Below are 21,889 nucleotides of genomic sequence, written 5' to 3' on the forward strand. Positions count from 1 at the left end.
GAGCCGTGTTGGAATGGGTTCAATGTGCCTGACAGGGCTTATTCGGCCCACGCTGTCGATTGTCAAAGCAAGCTCGACTAGCACCGGGTCCCCTACTTGCATCTAAAATGGGGCGCGTGACGGTCGCCATCGGGATGGGCAGAAAGAACTGCGCTCTTGGTGCTGTGGCAGCGATAAGGCAAGGCCGCTGGCCGCTTAGCGTGCTTTCTGCCACGTTAGTCCCCGAAGGAACGACCGGTGCGCGAAACACTCGCGCTTTTTTGGCAAACTTGATCTGCGTCGGAGCCCGAATGCTTGTCGGTGGGCTTCCTAAACGGTCGTCGATTTGATGAAACCGCAAAGCACAGAGTGATGCGCCTTAGCCTACATTCGATCTGTGCTGTTATTGAATCTTGGCGTGAGCGTTGTGGCCCGGTACGGTTTCATCCAGCGAAGGGTGCCATTGCTCGGCTGCGTTTGGCGATTTCGCCAACTTCCGTGGTATACGAGTAGGAGCCCTCCGCTTCCGAGGGTTTCAGGGGGGACGACGTGGGAATTACCGAGTGGCTCGGTCACGCATTAATCTATTTCTTCACTAAGATTCCGATCATCGGCGATGCGATGGCAGCTTTTCTTGCTGTCGCCCTTATCGGGACAGCCTTTGTGATAGCGCTGCGCTACAAGCGTGATCATCACGAACCCCTTGCAAAAGCGATCGAGGCGAGGGTCCGTCTTCTTGATGAGGTGACGGGTGGGAGCATGGCAGACGTCGATCTGGCGCGCGTGGAGTTTGCACGCCGGTTCAACGACATCGATGAACAAATGATGCAGGCGGACCATCCCGAAACCCTTCCACTTCGCAGAACATGGGAAGAGTACAGGGAAACGATCGTTGATCCGGCTGCGGACGTCTTAAAGAACTCTGCCCGTCCTGAGCATTTTTTCGCAAACATCGGGGACCATCACCGTGGCCTGAACTGGTTTGCGAATATCTTCATTGCTATCGGTCTGCTCATTACCTTCCTGGGAATCATTGCCGCTCTCTCCACTCTCGACTTTAGTGGAGGCGTTGATGCGATGCAGGAGCGTCTTAATGAGTTAATGAAAGTAGCCGGTGCAAAATTCTGGGCCTCGGTCGGCGGCATCGTCGCATCAATCGTATTGCGATCTTACGACTACCGGTTTGGCAAGCGGATCAACGACGGCCTCTCTGCGCTCTGCGACAAGCTTGAGCATGGTATGGTATACCTACCACCACAGCGCATCGCGAGTGATCAGCTCGAGCAACTGAAAGAGCAGACGCCGGCTCTTAGGGCATTTTCCGAGCAGCTGGCGGCTGCACTCGACGGCGCACTCGAAAAGCAGATGGCGCCCATGATCACCTATCTTGGTTCCATCCAGCAGGGCATCGATAAGATTAGTGGTGGCGGTGGCGAGGCCGTTCGTGATGCAATTGCTACAGGCGCAGGCGTGGAAATGGCGGGGTTAGCTGAAGCTATCGCGGCCATGACTGCGTCGATGGTCACAATGTCAGAGCGCCTTGACAAGCAAACCGGCGAGTCTGATCGCCAGATTGAGGAAGCGGTGCGCAGGTTTGGTCAAGCGTCCGAAGAGATGCGGGCCGCATTTGGTGACCTCAATCGAAACTTTGGAGTCGTTGCTGACCGCATGCGTGATGAGAACGAGCAGGCTAGTGCTCTCGCCCGCCAGCGCATGGATGAGCTGCTCAGCAGTCTCGGCAGCACCCTCGACGACATGAAGGCCGGCCTCGCTGCTGCGGCTGGCCAACTTGGGCAGGCGTCGGCTCGAGCTGCAAATGATGCGGCGCAAATCGGCCAGGAGGCGATGGAGAAGTCATTCGCTGAATTCGTAGAGCGCTTTAACGGGGCGGGTGGGCCTCTTGTTACCAGTATGAAGGACGCTGGAAGTGCGATCTCGGGTTCAGCCGACCGGCTGTCCAGCGCGCAAAGCGCGATAGGTGACCACGCGCGCGCCATCGAGCAAGTGGCCGCCCGCTCAGGTGATTTGGCGACAGCGTTCGGCACTGTGGCCAATGATGTACAGGCTGCCGCCGCCCCCGTACGCCAGTCTGCTCTCTCAATCGCGGAAGCTGTCAAATCGGTGGAAGCCGTCATTTCCAAGGATGCACAATCGTCCGAGAACGCGCGCCAGGAAATGCGCCAGCTCGCAGCAGCGCTTAATCAAACTGCAACCGCAGCGTCTTCGGCTTGGTCAGAATACCGAGCTCGTTTTGAGGACGTCGATCGGTCGCTCGGAGAGGCCATAGATAAAATCACCGATGCCGCCGTCAATCATGCCTCAAGTCTCAATGACCGCGTCGGTCAGATTGACAAGGCGCTCGGCGAGGGCGTTGCCCAGCTTGCTGGCGCACTTGAGCCTTTGGCAAACCTTAGAGACACGGTTGAAGAGCTGGCAGCTGTGCTTGCCAATCGAAACCGGGAAGCTGCTGAATAATGGATGGCGCTGTTCGCAGGAAGCCGCCCGAAGAAGGCGAAAGCTACTTTATGTCCATGACGGACATGATGGTCGGCTTGCTTCTCATCTTTATCATTTTGCTGGCCTATTTCGCCCTCAACCTGCAGTCCAAGACCGAAGAGTTGACGGGCGCTAACCGAACCCGCGAAGTGATCCTGAACGGGTTGAAACAGGCGCTCAAAAACAAGGGGTTGCAGGTCGAAATCGATACCAAGACAGGCGTCCTTCGTCTCCCCGATGACGTGCTCTTTGAAAAGGGAAGTTGGGATCTAACTGACAGCGGGCAGGCGGCTATCAGCAAGGTCGCCAGCGCCATGGTTGAGGTGTTGCCATGCTACACCACGTCGAACCGGTGCAAAGGGACGCGTTCACCACACCTTATCGACGCAGTCTTTGTTGAGGGGCACACCGATTCAGACGCCATGTACGGCGAGATGAATAACTACGGCCTGTCTGCGAGACGGGCTGAAATCACGTTCACCATGCTGCAGCGCAATCAGGCCGCGCTACGAGAATTCCTCAATAAGCCGCCTGGGGAACCCGGCTCTGCTCCTATCCTGGGCCTAAGCGGCTATGGACCAGATCGACCCATCGCTGATGGGGACAGTGAAGCGGCGAAAAAGCGTAATCGCCGCATCGACTTGCGCTTTCTTATGACAACACCGAACGCTGGTATGGACAAGGACATCCTGAGGCGACGGCAGTGAGCTTTCTGCGTTCTTCGATTGCTCGGATGGACGCGCTTGCGTCGGCAGGCCTGGCCAAGCCCCCGACAACGCAGCCTGAGTTGCGGCGGCAACTCGCCAAGTTCGACACCAATGTCGGCGCAGCGGAGCCAACCGTTGATCTGAAGCCCTTCTTACGTGGCGCTGTGCAAACCGGCGCTCACGCGCTGCCGCGCTTCCAGCTGAACCGGGTGCTTCGCGGGGCTTGGTGTGATGCAGAGTTTGACGATCTTGGGTCCGCCGCCCTGGATCGCGCAGTTGGCGATCTGCGACGCAGTTCCGATCAGGCCGTAATCGATGGATATCTCACCTATTTTCCAAAAGACCGCCCGATCATCGGCAAGCTTGCCGCCGCCGCCTCCAGCGCTGCCCAGCGATACGAATGGACTTGGCGTGACCGGAACATGCGGTGGAGTTTGTTCACGCCGGGCCAAGGTCCGTCAAAAGTCGCGCTTGATTTCATATCGCGCGATACTGCCGGCATCGAGCAGCTGCTAAGAGGTACTGGTCTTGGCACCAACCTGGCTGCGAGTGGTTTCGGCCAGGCAACATTCGCGCAAGCTTGCGTGGCCACAGCGGGATTACCGTCTAGGCACGCTGTAGGAGCACAGCGCAACATACTGGCTCTATTTGATAAAGACGCGCTGGCGGGACAACTCGAACTGGTTGTGCGAGCCTTGTTAGAGCCTTGGATAAGCGAAAAGCCGGATCCTGAGCATCGCAAGGCAATCTCGGCGTTTCTCCTCGATCAGGTCGGGGACCCGCGACTTCAGCGAACCCGTTGGGCTAGGATTGTCAATTCTTTGGCAGAGACGATTGGAGAAGCAAGAGCGCGCGAGATTGCGCAGGTGTTCAAGCGCTGGCTGACAGAAGTTGCTATGCGCGAATTCTTTCGCGCTATCGCCAAGACCACCGATAGGCCTGACCAGTGGGCTCAGCGCGAGAAGTTCTGGATGGCCTATCTCGACGAAGGCCTCGTCACTGATGCTTGGCCAGCCCTTGGCATCCGCGCGCGCAACCGGATCGAGGAAATTATCCGGCAAAGCGGCGAACGGCCGGAATATGGCATCATTCGTGGCGGAACCGCCTCATCGTCTTCAATCATCATGCGGATAGGCGATCTCCGGATCGCTGAGTGGAGTGACAGTGGGTCGTGTCGCTTTTGGAGTGACAGCGATCCCGGTGCGCCACCACTATATGCGAAGACGTATGACGGCGGAAAACTGCGTACCACCGCCGGCCGGGCGGATTTCGAGTTTGAGTCGCACGTTCCCGCCAGCCCGGGCTGGGAGACCAAATTTGCAGGCATAATACACCGCCGAACGTCAATATCGCATCCGCGGTCCGGAAAAGGTCGTGCCCGAAACTGGAACGATAAGTGGTGACGACCAAGTTTATCGCAACCCAACGGAGCGACGGCGGCGAGGCGATCACTCTGTCGCGCGAACACCAGAAGGGACTGTTTCGGCGTGCGTCAAGCGAGAAGGTCCCGGTTTCAGAGTGGCCCAAGGTGGCACCCGAAGCAGGGCAAGCGGCATTGGCTCTTGCACGATCATACGATGACGATGGCCAAATTATCGAGCAGGAGAGCGAGATCGCCCTTCCAGCGCATGTCGTTGCGCGATTGGACGAGGCCGATGCCTTTGCGTTGGGATTGCCGCCAGCCACTTACCTGACCCTGCAGCTCAATTCAGACGGTTCACTTTCCGAAGGAACCATCAAGGTAAACACGAGATGGGTTCGCCGGGGTGGGTCGCCCGTTCGTGCCGACATTGTGGGAGCACGTGTTCGCGAAGGCGGACGGGTCAGCCGGATGCCCGAGCCAATCTTTTCGGTTTTCAACGCTGCGCTTGCCGTTAATGCCGCTGATGATCCTGACTCACGCCGAGCGGCCTTTGCGTATCTTCGCGAGCAGCTTGGTGATGAGATCGGCGCCGGCATTGAAGCTGACGGGTTTCTTGAAAGAATCCGCATCGCATATGCCTCCAACTTCTCCTTGAACGCCAAAACAGATCACGGCCGCTTCGATTTTGATCCGATACTCTTCTCGAGGAGTGTGGGCGAAGCACCGGATGGAGATCTGATCGATGAAGCCGATGCGTCGCTGCTGACCGCTCAGGACAACCAGCATTTCCAACGCAGGTTTAGGAGTCAGGAAGGGGGGCGGCGCAGTTACCTTTTATCAGATGGAACGCTGCTGTTCCTTGATCCATTGCTGGGGAAAGCTCTAGACATCGTTCGTACCAAGCAGGCGGGCACGTCGCGGGAAAGGCGCGAATTCTTGCGCTCGCCGCAGCGCATCCTACGCGAAGAGCTCGACCTCGACGCGAGTGGAGACGACGAAGCCGCCGATCGACTCTTCATCGAGACCCAGCAATTCTCGGAGCGCGTCAGCGGCATTGAGGTTTGGCAGAAACCAGTCCTGCCCTGGATTAAACCGAAGCTCAACACGTGGCTGCCAGAAGACTTTGGCCTGCGGATTGGCGATCCTCCTAATGCGCGTCATATCGAACTGGCGCCGGGCGATGCAGAAGTTCTTGCCGGCACGGTTAAAGCCGCCATTGAATCCGGTAATGAGACCGTTGCATGGCGCAATGAAGATATCCCTGCAACACCAGCTACTCTCGGGGCGGCGCGCGCTGTCGCTGATCTTGAAAGGCAGATTGCCTCGGAACGTGATGGGCAGACGCTCAGTGGCGGTGCGCGTGAAAGCGTCGAGATCCTGTTCCTCCAGGTTGGGGCTAATTTCGAGCAACTCGACTACGCTCGCCTGCCCCGGTCAAAACCAGAATCGGTGCCGTTCATCGTCCCATCGCTTCCCCAAGGTCTGAAATCGGAGCCGAAGCCTCACCAGGTAGACGCGTTCTCTTGGCTGACAGAAGCTTGGGAGCGTCGGATGCCAGGCATCCTCCTTGCTGATGACATGGGGCTAGGCAAGACATTCCAGGCGCTGATGTTCCTTCTATGGCTGCGGAGCAACTCTGCTCACGCAAAGCCTGTTCTGATCGTTGCGCCGACCGGCCTGCTCAAGAATTGGCAAGCAGAGCTAGCGCAACATGTCGAGGCCGGCCTCATGGGGCCGGTCGTCGAGGCGTTTGGGACAAACTTGCAGAGCTTTCGGCTCGACGCTGGGAGCGACATCCGCGGTGGTACCTCGCGGCTGGATTCGGCCATGTGGGAAGGCGCAGGAATCGTCCTTACGACCTACGAGACGATGCGTGACTATCACATTAGCTTCGCGCGCATTCCGTTTGACGTGATTGTCTACGACGAGGTTCAGAAGCTGAAGAATCCTGCCAGCCAGATGACCCGGGCAGCCAAGGCGTTAAACGGCCGTCTCCAGATTGCCATGACCGGCACACCGGTCGAGAACAGGCTTCAGGATCTCTGGTCGATTGCTGATACGGTTTATCCGGGCTTTCTCGGATCCAGTCGAGAGTTTGAAAGCAACTTCCCATCGAACGATCTCGATCGCTTGTCTGAACTTCAACACCGGCTGATCGACCGCGATGATGAACTACCGCCCTTCATGCTTCGGCGCATGAAGGACGAAATTTTGACGGGGTTGCCCAAGAAGAGTGCTCGCAAGTACGCGGTCGAGATGCCGCCAGTACAAGCCGAGGCCTATGATCTCGTGCTCGCCCGTGCACGGGCGCTGCGGCAAAGCGGCGAGCAAGGTGCGATGTTGAAGGTGCTGCATATGCTGCGCGGCACATCGCTCCATCCATCGCCGCCACGAGGCATTGTCGATATCGATGAGTATATCGCGCAGTCCGCTCGCCTGAAGAAGACCTTCGAAATTCTCGAAGATCTCCAGAAGCGGGGGGAAAAGACACTAATCTTCTGCGAAGACCTTGAAATGCAGACCTTTCTCGCAATGGCGATTCAGGAGCGCTTCAACCTTGAACGCAGACCTATGTGCATCAGTGGGAAGGTGGCCGGACACAAGCGGCAGGACATGGTCAACACCTTTCAGGGATCGCCGGTCCCGTTCGACGTTCTCATTCTCTCTCCAAAGGCCGGCGGTGTGGGCCTTACGATTACAGCCGCTAACAATGTTATACACCTGTCGAGGTGGTGGAACCCAGCTGTCGAAGACCAGGCAACCGACAGGGCCTATCGTATCGGTCAAACACGGCCGGTTACGATTCACATCCCGATGGCTATCCATCCGGACTCGGCGATTGGCCCATCGAGCTTCGATCAGCGCCTTGATGCCCTCATGGAGCGGAAGCGCTCGTTGTGCCGCGGTTTGCTCATGCCGCCGGAAAGCGAACATGACGTTGAGGAGTTGCTCTGTGACGTTCTCGACGGGCATCGGGTTCAAACAGGGGATCAGAAAGCAAATTCTGCAGGCGAAGGCGCAAGTCGACTAATTCTCGAAGAGTCTGACACCGACAACATTCGGACAATCTCCTTAGCCGGCGCCGAGCCAGGCCGTGTCGATCTCGATCTTGCTGAGGAAAGCTCCAAGCCCGCTGCGCCTTTGGATGATGCAGAGCGCAAGGGTGCTAAAGACGAAGAGCCGCTTGCTAATGAACCAAATCCCCAGGCCGACAAGGACCTGGCGGCTCGATCCGAGGTGCTCGACGGAGGTGCCCCGGACGCAGGTGAAAAGGCGTTTACTTCGACCAAGGCTGGCCAATCGGCTTCGCGCCCAATCTTGTCGGTGCGAACGCCCGTTGATGCGGCAGAGGCACGAGTATCATATGTTCAGCGCGTGGTTTTTGAGCAATACGGACCACGCGACTGGGCCATATTCGAGCAGTATGCCCGCGACGCGGCCATAGCGCGGCTCGAGGTTCAGGATCCATATTGCTGCGCAGATGAGCAGGCGCGGGGACGCCTCGTCAACTTTATCGGTCGGTTTCAGCAGCTCGCTTCGGACATCGCTGCCGTTCATATTGTGGCGTTCGACGCGGACTCGGTTCAGACAAGAGACGTTGAGAGCACAAACGATCAGCGCAAGGATCTTGAACAGCGTTGGAATCGCCTGCTCTCGTCTGTGCCGCTGCACCTTTCACAGAAGTCGCGGCGATCCGTTGGCGATTTGCACGACCGCTACGTCAAGGCCAGGCTTGGCAATGGGGATACCGTCATCTGGGACTTGGGCCGCGGAATTGACGGGGTCATGAACGCCCGCTGGTCCTGCGTCGTCAATGCCTTCTATGACCGGTCGGCGCCGGGATCACAGTTGGTTCACTGAACGCCCAATCTGCCAAATTTGTGACCGGCTTCCAATTTGGGGCGCCTTCAAGCGAGATCCCGAGCGGTGCCGGTTCAAGTGATGACCACGTAGCCAGCCCCGCGGGCACTCACAATTGCGTTGAATTGGGCCAGTTTAGACAATTGCTTCGTGACTTCTGCGCCAAAATCAAACCGTGCAAATGATGGCGTCCGCCAAGGACCAAAGCCTTGATCAAGGATGATGCGAACCGCGTGATTTTGCGCAAAGTGCAACGTCAGCACCCGCCCGTGTCCGGCATTGCGATCATCGAGTTTGACGTCAAAACCAGCAGCCTCAAGCAAGCCGATAAGCACCTCGTCGCGGTCTTCGGCAAACTGCCAATCATGATCGGGCGCAAATGGCTGCCGGTCATTCGGGCGAAGTGGATTGGTGATGATTCCGGCGGAGATTTTCCCCTGACTGCCAAATTCCTCGTGGATGCCTTTTATCGCGTCGGTGAGAAGACGGACACTGAGCGGTGTCTGCAAGTATCGGTCATTGTACGTAATGCGTGCCAGGGGGCCTAAGCCCCCAGCGGCTCGAATGTGCGGAGCAAGCAGTGTCGCAAAGCGGCTACCGAAGCCGATCAGATCTCCGTCCAGTTCCTTGGAAAGTTCAAGATACTGAGTGCCCGATGCGGGCAGCAAGCTGTCGAGTACAAGCCCGACACTCAGTGGTGCAGGCTCAGCCGTAATTCTGACGGCAGCATGTCCCCAATCGGGCGACAGATTGCGGGCATGAAGATCACGCGTCACCCACGCGTACGGCCGTGCTCCATCATTTTGGGCAACGGTGATGGCGCCATTGGAATAGACAGGCGCCTTGCCGACCCTCAGGTCGAGGTTGAGTGCTTTGGCGGCATCGCGTAGGGCAAGCCGAGCCGCAGGGTCGAGTTTGTCCAGCCATGCCTGTTCAATCACCAAGCGCACCCGCTTGCCTTTCGTGGTGATCTTTTGGACCGTTGCCTCAAAGAGACCGCGACCTACGTAAGCGACATCCGTTTCAGGACCAGCCCAGACCGTAACTGTCTGGGCACCACCTTCAACCGCGTCCACCAGCGCGTCAGCCACGGACGGGCAATGGCGCGCATCGGGTGCCGCCATGTCGGCTTCATCGATACGTCCGAGCGCCTCAAGAGTGGTCCTGGCCCAGCTCAACGCAGCTTGCCTGTCGATGCTCTCTTGGTGCTTGAACAAGTCCACCGTCAGCACGCAAGCGGAGCAGCCTTTGACGCAGCCGGGCTCTTGGCAGTCTAAAATTTGTGCCGCCTCATGCAGCAGCTCTTCGAACCATCGCACCGCATTTGGCGCGAAGCCTGCCCCACCGGCGGCGCGATCGAAAAGGAATAGCGAGTGGGTTTTCTGCCCCAAGATGCTGCGTGCAGATCGTACGGCAATCCCGATTTCGTTAGTTTCAATTCCTAAGCGCCGGCAGAGGGCTTCTCGTAACGCTGCAACCGCAGCCCAGGCAGCGCCTTCATTCTCGAGACCAACAGGCTGGAGCTCGGTAACATCAGTGGCCGCCTCATACCCAAGCGCGATGGGAGTGGTGATCTTGAACGACTTCTCGTTGCCTGGGCATAGGCCGGCGGCATTTCGGCGCGTACCGCGCAAGGGGGCGTGATCCAGCAATGCCTTGGTACCGCTCACAACCGCGGACACGGGCTCAGCTCGGCCACATTCAAGGCAAATATGGTAGCCCTTGTGACCCACCCCGCGGGATGAGAAAAACACCAGGCCATCTGCGCTTGCACGCATCCGGCCAAGCTCTGGGGTCACAAATTTTTGCCAGACCGTGTTGCGAACAACGATTTGTTCCGGCTCCGGTTCGACGTAGCGTACTTGGTCGGTATCAGCGTGTGGCTTTTCCGCCATATCGACGATGAAGCCGGTCGGTTCAAGAAAACGTCGGCTCGCACCATTGGGAAGCTCCTCGCGGCAAGACGGGCACGCGTCAGGAACGACAGGCGAACAATCGGCGGCCCCGCAGGACGGGCAAGCCCAGAAGATCCGGAGCGACTGCACCTCCCGGGCCTGCGCATCATCAGACGGGCGCTGCCAGTTGAGAGTGACACCTGCGGATCGATAAACGAGCCCATTGACGACGATCTCGGAGCCAGGCGCGTAGTCCCTGATAGCGATATCGAGAGTTCGGGAAGGGTAGCTGCGCCGCCGCTGGTTGCCCTCATCCTGCTGGTCCGTGCTGTCGTACGCAGCGTCATTTCCTGGTTTGTCCTCATGGACAAAGGGCACCACAGCTGTTGGCATCCCATGCGCGGGCAAAAACCCGCGGACGACCAACTCCTTTAGCAGGTTCTCGCGCGTCAACCGCTTGAGCTGATACTCAAGGCCAGCACGGCCTTCTGGGACATCGACGCTGGCGATCTGAGCCTGCATTAGCTCCCATTCGGTCACGAAGCTGGCAGCAACCTCCTCAAGCATGCTGGCTGCCGCCACGAAGAGCGACTGATCGCGATCGAGGGCTGTCCCGGTTACCAGACGACCCACTTCGTTGTGGAGTTCGCTCCAAGTGCTGGGAGCCCCCAGCCACGCAATGCAGGTTCGAACCGGGCTAGCTTCGATCGGAGGTGTACCGGATGTCTCGGGGCAGCCGAAGAAATCGCCTGCGCGCGTCTTTAGGGCTTCACCGCCTGCGCTCGCGAACCAGCGCGCGAGCAATAAAGCGTTGATATGCCGTTGGACGATGCGGCGGCTATCAAGTCGGACCTGCGGTGCGCGCGTTTGACGACTGAGATAGCCGGCAGGATCGCGAAAAGCTTCCCGATCGAGCGGAGTGTCACGCGTGTAAGTCAGCGAACTGGCAAACCCTTGGCGCCGCCGACCGACACGGCCGACCCGCTGGCGGTAGCTGGCAAGCGATGGGGGTACGTTTGTCATCATCACGGCAGAAACCGAGCCGATGTCGACGCCCATTTCCATGGTGGTCGAGCAGTTGAGGATGTTGATCTCGCCGCGTTTGAACTCCGTCTCGAACTGCCGCAGCCGGTAGGCTGGCTGCTGGGCCGAATGCTCGGCTGCGCGCATGTAAGGCGACAGAACAGCCACGCGATCGTGCAAGTTGGTCCAAACCCCGACGTCCCTTAGCGTCTTCACCTGCTCATCGTCTGATAGCCAGGCTCGTATTGCCAGCACGCCATCTGCGTTGGGGAAAGACACCGGCAGCTGCGGAAGCTGGATTATAGACGGGGATGTGTCGGCTGTTTTCAGCCCATCTCGATGGCCATAGGGACTGTAACCCAAGACAGTGGCCGGCAGCACCTGGCCGGTCACCGGACACAGCCATGCATCGGTGACCGGCGCAATCCGTGCTTTGGCGAAATCCAAAGCGTAGCCCGGTTGTTGCTGCGATGACAAAATGGGGCGCAGGGCAAGCCAGGCGGAATTCAGGATACTGTTGATATCGCGCCGATCTTCTCCCTTGTCATGATCAAGCTGCAAGGCTTTTTCGAGGGCAAGAACCAGGTTGGACGGCAATCCGCCGGGCTTGTTGATTTGGGGCCAAGCAAGTTCCCGCCTCGCTTGGCTTGTCTCACCTGGGGGCAGCAACGTCGAAAGCGGCGTTTGCGACCCGAGCCAGTGCACGTCGTTCCAATCGGCTCGAATGACGGCTTGAGCCCGCACAACTGTATCGATCATGACGTAGAGCAGGTCTCGCCAATCACCGACGCCTTTCCCTTTGGCCTGCAGCTCGGGCGGAACGATCTTCACGTTGTCCACGGCATCGAAGCGTAGGCGCGCCAAGCCCATCGTCTCCGGCGTACTGCCGCGGCGCGGCCGGCGATTGAATTCGCGGAGAAGAAGAAACTCGGCAAAGGCGATCGGGTCCTTGCCATAACGATCCTCTCGCGGGCCCCAGACCTTGGCCATCCAATGATGAATCTCGGGAAGGGCGGCGAAATGCTTGCGGAACTCAGGCCAGGCAATCCCACCGAGGTTGGGCTGTAACTTCTGAGCCAAGTCAGCTTCACGTGCCTTGATCATGTCCTTGAGATCGGAAGGCGCGCTTGCTCCTAACTTCAGCGCAAGGCCTTCGAGGGTGGCGATCTCACTTCGGATGGTCCCGATTTCAGGATCCTCGTCGCTGCCAGCAGCCATGCTGCCTTGGACAGAATGATAAATGATCCCTCTGACGAAGGCTCTTTCTGACGTTGTCTGCAAGCTGGCAGCAAAACGCGCGGAACCTTGCCGGCTGTCTGTGAACGACAAGAGTTGGCGCCCATCTGCGGGCGCCCTGTAGGCCCCTGGCGTCTCTACCTTTCGCGGCTCTACGCCTTCCAGCAGGACCGGGGCAGCGTTGCCAATTAGATAGGGGGCGCCGAAACGGATCGGCCGCAGAACAATGCTACGCTTGGGGGTAGCAGACGCATTGCATGCTCCGCAGCTTTCCGTCTGATAGATGGGGTAGGTGTGGGTGGCAGAAGTTGAACTGTCGTGGCGCACACCGGACATCGGCTCGACATAGGCATCGCGGGCTCCACTCAGTCGGCGCACCCCGACGGACTGGCGCAGTGCATCGTAGCTCGATGCGGTATTTTCGTCTTGGTCTTGGTCATCGTCGCCGTCATCGACAAACTCGCGTTCCCTAAGCGCTGCGAATTCGTCCAGAACGGGCGGGGTGTAGCGGGCCTGCAATCGCCCTTCTCGTTCTTCGCAGTCCAGATACGGCTCGCCGCATTCACTGCAGGTGAGAATCTCTAGAACCGGCGCCTTGCATGTCGCGCAGTTGTCAGTGCGCTCCACTGATATGGCTCCATAGGGCCATCCAGCTGGCTGGTCAGCGCAGTTGGGATTTATACAACTCCAAAGGCCCGGCACCGCGCGCAAGAACCCGTGAATGCGCAGCGGCAGCAGCGGCCCACGCTGGCGATCTTGATCGTTTGCGATGGCCTCGATGACTTGGTCGAGCGGCTGTCCGACCGGTTTCAAAAGCCGGGCAGCCTGCGCCAGCGGTACGGGCTTGCATTCAGCTTCCCGAATAAATGCCTGAACAGCTGGACTAGCCGCGACGCGGTCTCGGTTTGTCAGGTCGACTGTGCTCAGAGACGACGAGAGGGCGGGCTCCGGCAGCAGTATTTCTTCACGTTTGCCTAGTACGACATGGACTTTGCGCTCATCTGTGCCCGAAATATCCCGCAAGAACCGCCGCAGCTCGTCAGTGACATCCATCCCTTCGCCGCCGATCGTGGCCGATGTCGCCACGAACCGCACTTGCTCGGCGGTCACACCAAACGTCAGCAGGACCCGCCGTAGCAGAAGTGCAATCTCGGCGGCCGATGAACCCACATAGCTGTGTGCCTCGTCGATGATAATCCAGCGCAACGTGCCCTGGCTTTTCTCAATCAGCGGCCGATCGATCCGGCGCACGAGCATATACTCGAGCATGGCAACGTTAGTCACAAGGATAGGCGGCGGATCACTGCGAAGCGTTGCGCGATCAAGCACTTGTTCAGGCCGAACCTTGTCTTGGGCCCGCAATCTTTCCTGCGTCAAACCATTGTAGAGGCCAAAACGCACCTTGCCATCGAACGGGGCGGTCCACGCTCGCAGTCGTTCTTGCTGGCTCGCAATCAGGGCATTCAGGGGATAGAGAGCGATTGCCCGCACACCCTGCAATCGACCGGCCTGCTCAGCTTCACAGGCAAGATCGTGCAGCAGCGGCATCACGAAGCATTCGGTTTTGCCAGAACCTGTGCCGCTCGACACCAGCACTGAACGCCGATCGGGTGCCGTCAAATGTTCCCAAGCAGCGATCTGGTGGCGGTATGGCTGGGCATCGGGCGGAAAGCGATACTCACCTGCGCTCTCGCTCGAAATCGCGCTAATAACTTTGGGGTGGAGAAGGGAGCCCGCGCAATCGGCAAAGGTGCGTCCCTCCACTTCAAATGGCGCAGCGCCTTCGATCACCGGCTCGCGCACGAGCGCGCCTTCACTCACATCGCGTGATCCTAACCGGCGGCGGATTTCAGCAGCCAGCGCGCGGTGATTGAGCCCTGACCGGCCGAGGACGGCTTCAACGGTCCGCTCCCGGATCAACTCCATGGTCTTTAATGGGCCCGTTACAGGGCGCATTGGCAGCATCGGAGCATCTGTTTCAGCCACTCACGAATATCCTTGCAGGGAGACGGCAAACGCCTCTGAGAACCAAGTGGGAAAGGTCCGTTCGATCAACTTAAAGTGCTGAATATCACTTGGCGTAGGGTTCCACTCGCCGCGGACAGCGAGGGCTGCGGCACAAGGTGCGTCCAGCGTGTCGTAATACTGCTGGTTAAATCGCTGGAAGTAGGCAGGCAGCGCCGTGGCGAGACGGGCCCTGTATCGTGTGCCGTGGGTAGTTTGGATCTGTTGCACTGCATGTCGCATGAAGGCCTGTGCGGCATCCCCTAGCGGGACGGCATCGCATTCGCCGAGCACCGGCGCCAGCAACGGCTGGCGTTCGCTGATGGCCTTCCTCGCCATTTCAATGCGCTGCAGGGAAAAGCGTGGGGCATCAGCGCCCAAATCCTTGAACAGTTCCATACTGGCCTGGCCAAAGGCTTGTTCGGCAGCTTTCCAATGGCATTTGGCGATCGTGAACCAGGCAAAAGGCAAGCCAAAAGCCAGGCCCATCACCGCATCGCGCTGATCCGGCTGCGCGCAATATGCGAGGCGGGCCAGGACGTCCGGAAATGCCGGCAGCTTGGTAAGCACGTTAAAGGTTACAGGGGGCAGGCCCTTCAGGCTTTCCACCAGCTTGAGCAATTCCGCCAAGGCAGCAGCTGATTCCGGTTCATCGCTTCCAGCAAGTTTCAAGAATTCGGCCAGCGCCTGATCTTGAGCAGCGCCGAAAGGGGCCGCCATTGCCTGCGCGAGTATACCAACGGGCGCTGATCCCGATGGCACCGTCCGGACATATTGGGGCCGGGTCAACACGCGGGTTTCGCGACGCAGATAGACCAGCCAATCGCCGTGCAACTCGTCGGGCAGTGCGATCGGCCGGTGATTGCTGTCACTGAGCAATGAGTATGGGCCAAAGCTTTGTTCAACGAGCGGATCGAGGAACGATCTTCCCCAAAGCTCAACGCTGTCGTCCACGATCGCCTCGCTCGCGACAAAGCGAGTGCCTTCCTTCTTCAATTCTAAAGGAAATTGCCGGACGTGCCAGTTAGTGTTGATCCCGTTGTTCATGTCGAGGACCACCTCAGCGTCGATCGAGGTCGGCAGCAACACACTTGCAATGTCCAATGCGATCGCGCTCATCGGCATTTCTCGCGAGAATGACCACGACATCTCAGCGCGGATCGACGACTTGGGGTCGCGCAAGTGCGCAAGCAGGACCATGTCCCCTTGATCGACCGCCACCAAGCCAGACAGGTCATCGATGGTCAATATAGACCTGTGGGGCAGGATGCGACCATCCCAAGTCGCAATAGAAGCTTCGACCGGATAGGCGATCGTCACCATCAGTGGCGTCGCGCTTTGCCAGTCAATCTTGGCCGAAAAGCAGTGCGCCATAGTTGGCACAGGCTTTGGCAGCCAGCGGTCCCCTTTTGCGGAAGCCTGGACCGGTGCGTCGCCGGCGGGAGAAATGGCGACACCTTCAAAGCCCGTTAGCTCGAATTCAGCGCCGCTGCTCTTGAAGACGGTCGTGATGTTCGCGGTTACGGGCAAGACTGCGACACGCCGGCGGTCGACCATGATCCCGTCTTGACGCAGGCCAAGCTCATAATGGCCGATTGGCAAACTAGCGGGCGCCGGCTTCCACAAGCTGCTTCCTAGTTGCCGGACCACCAGGTTTCCCTCGGCTGATTTGGAGACGTGCGGCGGTCCTGCAAAAAGGTCGACATCTCCCTCAACGGACGCCCACCGCGGGTGACTGCCAATGAGATCTATTCTGGCCGCCTGATCCTTCGATTGCCCGCACAAGACCTTGTAAATGTCATTGGTCGGGTCAGTGAGACGCGCGCCGCCTGTGACCCGCCAAATTTTGGTTTGACCGACCCCGGCACCGAGGTCGGTGATACTGCCTTGGTCCGTCGCAAACACCGCCCAGTTGGCTGGCACTTGCAGGAAAAGCTCAGACTGGCGATAACTACCCGAACCCGAGCCCACGACGCGCAATGCCCGTGGTACGTCGATATCGCCCTCTTCGAGTACGCATACCAAAAGCTGACCGCGGCGGGGCTTCCCACCCGGTAAGTCGACTTGAGAGATGAGTCGGCTTCCGGCTCGCAAATCGATCTGCAGTGCACAATTGAAGGGTAGAGGCCTAATGCCTCGTGCGTCCCGACTTGACCTTACGCTCCAAGTGTTTGCGTCGAATGCGGGCGGGTCAAAGAGTGCCAATTCACCCGGCAAATGCTTGGCCATCGCACCGGCTGCGAAGGCGCGAAGGCGTCCATGCGACTTATCAACTGACGCCATATTTGCGGCTGATATTTCGCCATCCAGGACAAGCCTGACAGCTTCCCGCCAAGCTCCCTCAAATGGATCGCGAAGTAGAAATCTTTCAACGGTGACGACCGATCCCTTGATGGCCTCGACCTGGATCAGCGCTTCGATAAGCTTGTCAGCTTCAGCTTCCCCCGTCGAGATCGGTAGGACGTTGTGCCAATTTGGCTGGTTGAGTTTCAACCAGGAGGCGAGCGGCATACCCTCTGCGTTCGCCGCTGGTTCATAGTCGCGCCGCACCTTGACGATTGCGAACGCTAGGTCAGCGCAAAGCTGGATGAACTCCTGGTCTTTGAAGACGCCTGGCAGATTGATAGCTTGCTCCTCAGCGAGCGCCAGTGCGTCGATTTCATTGGTTGCTGCAGACCGCATCAGGCGCTGCACGATCGCCTCGAGGATAGCTTTGGCCCAACCTTGTGCACCTGCTGCGACCGCATATGCCGGGAACCCGCCTTCCCTGGCTAACGTGGCCAGATATTGATTGCTGGTCTGGCTATAAACCGGCCGGCCCCACTGCTTAAGACCAGAGCGCGTGATATCGCGGAGCACGTTCTGCTCAATCTGGCCCGGCTGGGGCAGCCCAAGAACGGATGTAAGGCTATCCCAATTCCGAGAGCCCCCACGATAGGACCTGCGGAACCATTCCGATGCCCAAAGCGCAAACAGCCCGGGATTATAACCAGTGTCTAGGCGCTTGTAGCTTCGGTGCTGAGCCAAATCCGCCTGCAAGGCCGAGAAGTTGTTAGCGGTCAACCGGTAACCATGGAGTCTGCGCCCATCCGGCGCTGGAAGGCCATAAGCGGTGGCAAAGGGCGTCTTCGGTGTGGATGTCTGTGCGTTGTCCGATGAGTTCGACTTGGGAGTTACGCCGGGCGTCGCATTGCCCTTCAAGGCATTCCGGCGAACAGCGACGGCAAAGCGCCACTTGCGTGCCCCAGAGCCCAACGCTTCTAGATCCTTGTCGATCGAGTCCAGCTCGTCCAGGGCAAGGGCTGCCGCGATGCGAGCCCGCCAATAATCGTCTGAATTAAGTGTTTCCTGCTCGCCGTCCATACTGCTCCCCCCGGCCTTTGCTCTCGATAGGCTTTAGTCCTTTGATGTCAATTCGTTGATGGTGGGACGCCCGCGCATCAGCAAATTCTGTGTTGAACTTTCTGGAGTGCCAGATTTCCCCTTTTGACTTGCTCGCCTATTCCGGAAACCCGAGCAGGAGATTTGTACTTTGTAATCGCTAGCCGATCCGTTCAGCAGCGATAACGCGACGTACACAGCGCTAAAGACGTGTCTTCAATTCGCGGAATCTCTGGTACCGCTCAACCGCCGGTGAGACAGGCTTTGTCAAACGCCGCTTCGAGGCCAGTGTTGGAGCCGCGAACGCCAGCAACCACCTTCTTCGCCCATTCAAAATACTCCCAGCGCCTTTCGTCCGACCAGTCCGCCGGTGGCGTGGTGGCGAGGTCGCGCAGGTTGCAGGTCTTGTCGGCGAGCTTGACCAGTTTGGCTCGCGGCGAGGCACGCGCGGCGTGCTCGATCTGCAATAGCTTGCGCTCGGCTTTGTCGAGCGACTTTTCGTCAGTCACCTCGGCGACGACGTCGGCGATCTCGCGGCCAAAGGCGCCGACCAGCTCCTCGTATGAACCTGTCACGCTGCAGGCATTGCATCGATCTCGAAAACGTGTGCCAAAGCAGGCATCTGAGGGGGCCAGTTGTTCTGATGAGAAAACCTAAAACCGTTCAGGGTCTGACCGACCTGGGCCGCGTTCGCTTGTCGAAGAGCTTCTTTCTGCGCGATTTCTTGTATTCGGATATCGCCGCCATTCACGGACTTTCGAACATCCCCGACGATCCTGATTTAGCTATCAAGACTGGAACACGCCTTTGCGAGGATATTCTCGAGCCCCTTCAGGACACGTTTGGGCGGATCGCCATCCGGTCGGCGTACCGCTCCGCCCAGGTTAACGGATTGGGCAACCAGATGATGCGCGAAGGGAAGGGCGGCTATAACTGCGCGACAAACGCTGACAATGCCGCCGGCCATATCTGGGATATGGCTGCTGCCGACGGCAGGATCGGCGCCACCGCCTGCATCGTCGTTCCGGCATTCTGGGACGCATTTCAGGAACCCGGAGACTGGCAGAAGCTCGCCTGGTGGGTCCACGATCATTTGCCCTACTCCGGGATGTATTTTTTCCCGAAGTTTTGGGCGTTCAATGTGACATGGAGCGATCAGCCAAAGAGACAAATCAGGAGCTATCCCGTGCCGACAGGTACGTTGACCAAGATGGGCATGGAAAACAATTTGGGCAGTCACGAGGATCAGTGGCGCGGCATAGTCGATATATCGCAATCAGTACGCAGTCTTGTATCGGAGATTCACGCAGGTCGAAATCCGCTCTAAAATCTAATACGGTATTTCGCAATCGTCGAAATCGATGGGATTTGGACTGCTTGGTGTAATTGAGCTGCTTTCTGTACGGGGATTTGGGTTCAGGATTTCAGGTCGTCGGAAGACCAGTTCCGCCATAAGTTTCGAGGTATGACGGCACCGAGGGTAGTTCGAGCAGCCCCGGAATTCGCCGTATCGGCCCGATATTTTTTTGAGGGTGCCAACCCTGCAAGTTGGACAATAAACGGCCCTTTCCCCATCGACTGCCTCAATTGCAATACAACCGTCGGTTTCCATCTCGATCAGGAATCGAGAGACTTGGTCAAGGCCGGTATAAATCCAGACTTCTCGCCTCGCACGCGTCAGGGCCACATAAAAGAGGCGCCGTTCTTCAGCCATAGGGAAGGGATCGGGTGCTGGCATCGGGATTTGCAAGAGACTGTCGTCTTGGATCTGGCTTGGGAAGCCTTTTGGCCCTTCTTTCACATTTAGAAGCACAACAAACTCTGCCCAGCCCCTTCGCTGAGTGGATCGTCCGGAAGTCTATCGCCAGCCTGTCTCTAAACATCCGCTGCCATCGCGCGATTTCGGCGGGCTTGTCCGACCTATATCGGCCAAGGATCATCACGCGGACGAGATTGCTCGTTCCAGAATGGTGGTTCGCATCCGCCGAATGATATGCCTTGTTGAGCTGGCTTTCCAGATGTCGGGAGGCAGTGTCAACGCCGGCAAAGCCAAAGGCGAACACAGATTGTCCCTTCAGCAGGCTTGTAGTTTTAACTTCCTTCTTAATTTGAGCCGGGTTCTTCTGAATAAATGCACTCGATGCGTCGCAGAGGGTTTGAGGAAACCGGAACGTTGTTCCCAAAGCCAAGCGACTTGAATTCGAGAAATTGCGTTCAAATTCGTTCATGACCGATATGTCGGCGCCAGCAAACCGGTTGATGCCCTGCCAATCGTCTCCGACAGCACAGAGGTGAATTCCCTCACGTTGCGCTGTCAACGCTTTGAGGAGCCGGATGCGTGCACGGGAACTGTCTTGGAACTCGTCGGCCAAAACCATCTGGAAGGGGCTAACGTACCGGCCGGATTCGACATGGGCGGCAGCTTCTAGGAGCATGTCATCGAAGTCTATGCTCTGCTCCCGTTCAAGCCTTCGCTGCCACTCGCCCGCGATTGCAAGGTAGAGCGACAGAAAGGTACGAATGCGAGCGGGGAAGCCTGTCTGGCAGTAGCGGTCCGCCGCGACCTGGAGCGCCGCGGTTGTGAGGCCGTTGCCTTTGACGTGCTGCTGGAAGACGCGGACGAGACGCGCCATCGAACGGTTGTCCATTGGCAATGGTGACTGTGGTCGAATGGAGTGATCGCGCTTTGGATCAAGCCCGTGCTTTCGCAATTCGGCTTCGAGTAATCGTGGCATATCGCCGTCGACAAACTGCTGGAATGTCGTCTCAAAAAGCTTGGTGCCTTGCTGCTTGTGGAGGTCGCGCTTCCAGGCAACACCATCCATATAGCCTACGAACTTCTCAAAACTCGCACCGTTTGATTTTATGGCGAAATGCTCATGGTAAAGGTTGATGTCAGGATAGAAAAAATCAGGTCGGTATTGACCATGGTACTTGTCGGCCGTTTCGTGTTCATACGGCCTTTCATATTCAAAACGAATGCCCCGGAAGTAGAGCCAGTTGGCGATGGTGCGTTCGCCTTCACTTTTGACGACTATGCCACTTGCGGTCCGAAAACCTGCGACGCCGTTTGCATAGGAATCGGGTGTTTCATCGTCACCGGGATTCAAAATGTCACGTGCGTATATGGTTTGAAAGTCATCCCAGGCGGCGGCGAATTTTGAGTCGCTGCGCTCTAAAAAAGTGATGATCTCGCTGACAGTTGCCACATCCTGGCCTGGCTCTGCCCATCGAGCAAGAGAAGGCTTTTTTCCCGTTGCAGTGCCGATGACGTGCAACCCGAAAGCATGAAACGTCTCTGCGACGACCCGATCAACTTTCTCGAAAAGCGCCAGGCGTTTTTTTACTCGTTGCTTGAGCTCGATCGCAGCATCTTTGTTGAAGGCCAGCATTAGGATCTGATCAGGCTCCGCCAGCCCTTGCTTCATGGCGTACCCTGCCTTGGCCACCATTGTAGAGGTTTTACCAGAGCCTGCGGCGGCAACGACCTGCACAGCGTCATCCATGCAAATGCAGGCATCCATCTGCTCATCCGTGAGTGGAGCCTCCTCGACGGTTGAAAAATACTCCTGAAGTTTGATCTTTTGATCGACCAGAAACTTCTCGTTGTGCGCTGCGAATTCAGCGAGCAATGCTTTGAGTTTCCACGACCTATTGAGATTCGAATGGACGGTTCCAGTGTCAAACCCGGGTAGTGGAAAGCCCGCCATGATCCGATGAGCCGTACTTTGCGGAATCCACCGTGAGCGATCAACGCTCGGTTCCCATCGCGCGCGCCAGAGCTTCTGCTCGTTGTCCTGTTTCTGGCGCCACTCGGCTTCGTTGAAGCGTACAGGTTGAAATCCGCCAGATGACGAGCGCTTGCTGTCTAAGCCAAAAAGGCCGTCGGCAACGACTGCAGCAGCCGCAAGGACAAGCCACTCAATCACAATTCCGTCCAGACG

10 protein-coding genes are annotated in these 21,889 nt (G+C 58.0%); 5 read left to right on the plus strand and 5 right to left on the minus strand.

Annotation, left to right across the window (positions count from 1 at the left end; all coding sequences use genetic code 11):
- Positions 1-528: 528 nt before the first annotated feature.
- Genes zorA through GGQ62_RS15880 form a run of 4 tightly spaced genes read left to right on the plus strand, consistent with a single transcriptional unit; the run spans position 529 to position 8,406 of the window.
- The gene (zorA, locus tag GGQ62_RS15865; protein ID WP_152577796.1) at positions 529-2,454 is read left to right on the plus strand and encodes an anti-phage ZorAB system protein ZorA; all 1,926 of its coding nucleotides are present in this window, start codon (positions 529-531) and stop codon (positions 2,452-2,454) included.
- On the plus strand, positions 2,454-3,182 hold the full coding sequence (locus GGQ62_RS15870; protein ID WP_152577795.1) for an OmpA/MotB family protein: 729 nt from the start codon (positions 2,454-2,456) through the stop codon (positions 3,180-3,182). The genes zorA and GGQ62_RS15870 overlap by 1 nt, the downstream gene beginning before the upstream one ends.
- The gene (locus GGQ62_RS15875; protein WP_243446648.1) at positions 3,179-4,585 is read left to right on the plus strand and encodes an EH signature domain-containing protein; all 1,407 of its coding nucleotides are present in this window, start codon (positions 3,179-3,181) and stop codon (positions 4,583-4,585) included. The genes GGQ62_RS15870 and GGQ62_RS15875 overlap by 4 nt, the downstream gene beginning before the upstream one ends.
- Positions 4,579-8,406, plus strand: a complete 3,828-nt coding sequence (locus GGQ62_RS15880; RefSeq protein WP_152577794.1) for a DEAD/DEAH box helicase — start codon at positions 4,579-4,581, stop codon at positions 8,404-8,406. Before GGQ62_RS15875 ends, GGQ62_RS15880 begins: the two co-directional genes overlap by 7 nt.
- 74 nt (positions 8,407-8,480) lie before the next feature.
- On the opposite strand, the gene GGQ62_RS15885 is transcribed toward GGQ62_RS15880, so the two are convergent.
- The 3 genes from GGQ62_RS15885 to GGQ62_RS15895 all read right to left on the minus strand — a co-directional run bounded on the left by GGQ62_RS15885 (position 8,481) and on the right by GGQ62_RS15895 (position 18,520).
- Positions 8,481-14,486 carry a DEAD/DEAH box helicase gene (locus GGQ62_RS15885; protein WP_167649709.1) on the minus strand — a complete coding sequence of 2,002 codons (6,006 nt, stop codon included), beginning with the start codon at positions 14,484-14,486 and terminating at the stop codon, positions 8,481-8,483.
- A gap of 60 nt (positions 14,487-14,546) precedes the next feature.
- Positions 14,547-17,927 carry an STY4851/ECs_5259 family protein gene (locus tag GGQ62_RS15890; RefSeq protein ID WP_152577792.1) on the minus strand — a complete coding sequence of 1,127 codons (3,381 nt, stop codon included), beginning with the start codon at positions 17,925-17,927 and terminating at the stop codon, positions 14,547-14,549.
- A gap of 260 nt (positions 17,928-18,187) precedes the next feature.
- Positions 18,188-18,520 carry an HD domain-containing protein gene (locus GGQ62_RS15895; protein WP_207790504.1) on the minus strand — a complete coding sequence of 111 codons (333 nt, stop codon included), beginning with the start codon at positions 18,518-18,520 and terminating at the stop codon, positions 18,188-18,190.
- A 68-nt stretch (positions 18,521-18,588) separates the two neighbouring features.
- Between GGQ62_RS15895 and GGQ62_RS15900 the strand changes: the two genes are divergently transcribed.
- Positions 18,589-19,272 carry a hypothetical protein gene (locus GGQ62_RS15900; protein WP_243446143.1) on the plus strand — a complete coding sequence of 228 codons (684 nt, stop codon included), beginning with the start codon at positions 18,589-18,591 and terminating at the stop codon, positions 19,270-19,272.
- Between the two features lie 3 nt (positions 19,273-19,275).
- Here the strand turns inward: GGQ62_RS15900 and GGQ62_RS16780 are convergent, their stop codons facing one another.
- The gene (locus GGQ62_RS16780; RefSeq protein WP_152577790.1) at positions 19,276-19,758 is read right to left on the minus strand and encodes a topoisomerase DNA-binding C4 zinc finger domain-containing protein; all 483 of its coding nucleotides are present in this window, start codon (positions 19,756-19,758) and stop codon (positions 19,276-19,278) included.
- Entirely contained in the window at positions 19,652-21,874 is a 2,223-nt protein-coding gene (locus GGQ62_RS15910; protein WP_152577789.1) for a UvrD-helicase domain-containing protein, read from the minus strand. Before GGQ62_RS15910 ends, GGQ62_RS16780 begins: the two co-directional genes overlap by 107 nt.
- Positions 21,875-21,889 lie beyond the last annotated feature (15 nt).

The organism is Polymorphobacter fuscus, assembly GCF_011927825.1.
In the GTDB taxonomy this organism is placed as follows: Bacteria; Pseudomonadota; Alphaproteobacteria; order Sphingomonadales; family Sphingomonadaceae; genus Sandarakinorhabdus; species Sandarakinorhabdus fusca.

Excerpts from the sequence above, each read along its gene's own strand:
- GGQ62_RS15870 (WP_152577795.1), top strand. The coding sequence starts at position 2,454 with ATGGATGGCGCTGTTCGCAGGAAGCCGCCCGAAGAAGGCGAAAGCTAC.
- GGQ62_RS15885 (WP_167649709.1), bottom strand. The coding sequence starts at position 14,486 with ATGGAGTTGATCCGGGAGCGGACCGTTGAAGCCGTCCTCGGCCGGTCA.
- GGQ62_RS15890 (WP_152577792.1), bottom strand. The coding sequence starts at position 17,927 with ATGGACGGCGAGCAGGAAACACTTAATTCAGACGATTATTGGCGGGCT.
- GGQ62_RS15900 (WP_243446143.1), top strand. The coding sequence starts at position 18,589 with ATGAGAAAACCTAAAACCGTTCAGGGTCTGACCGACCTGGGCCGCGTT.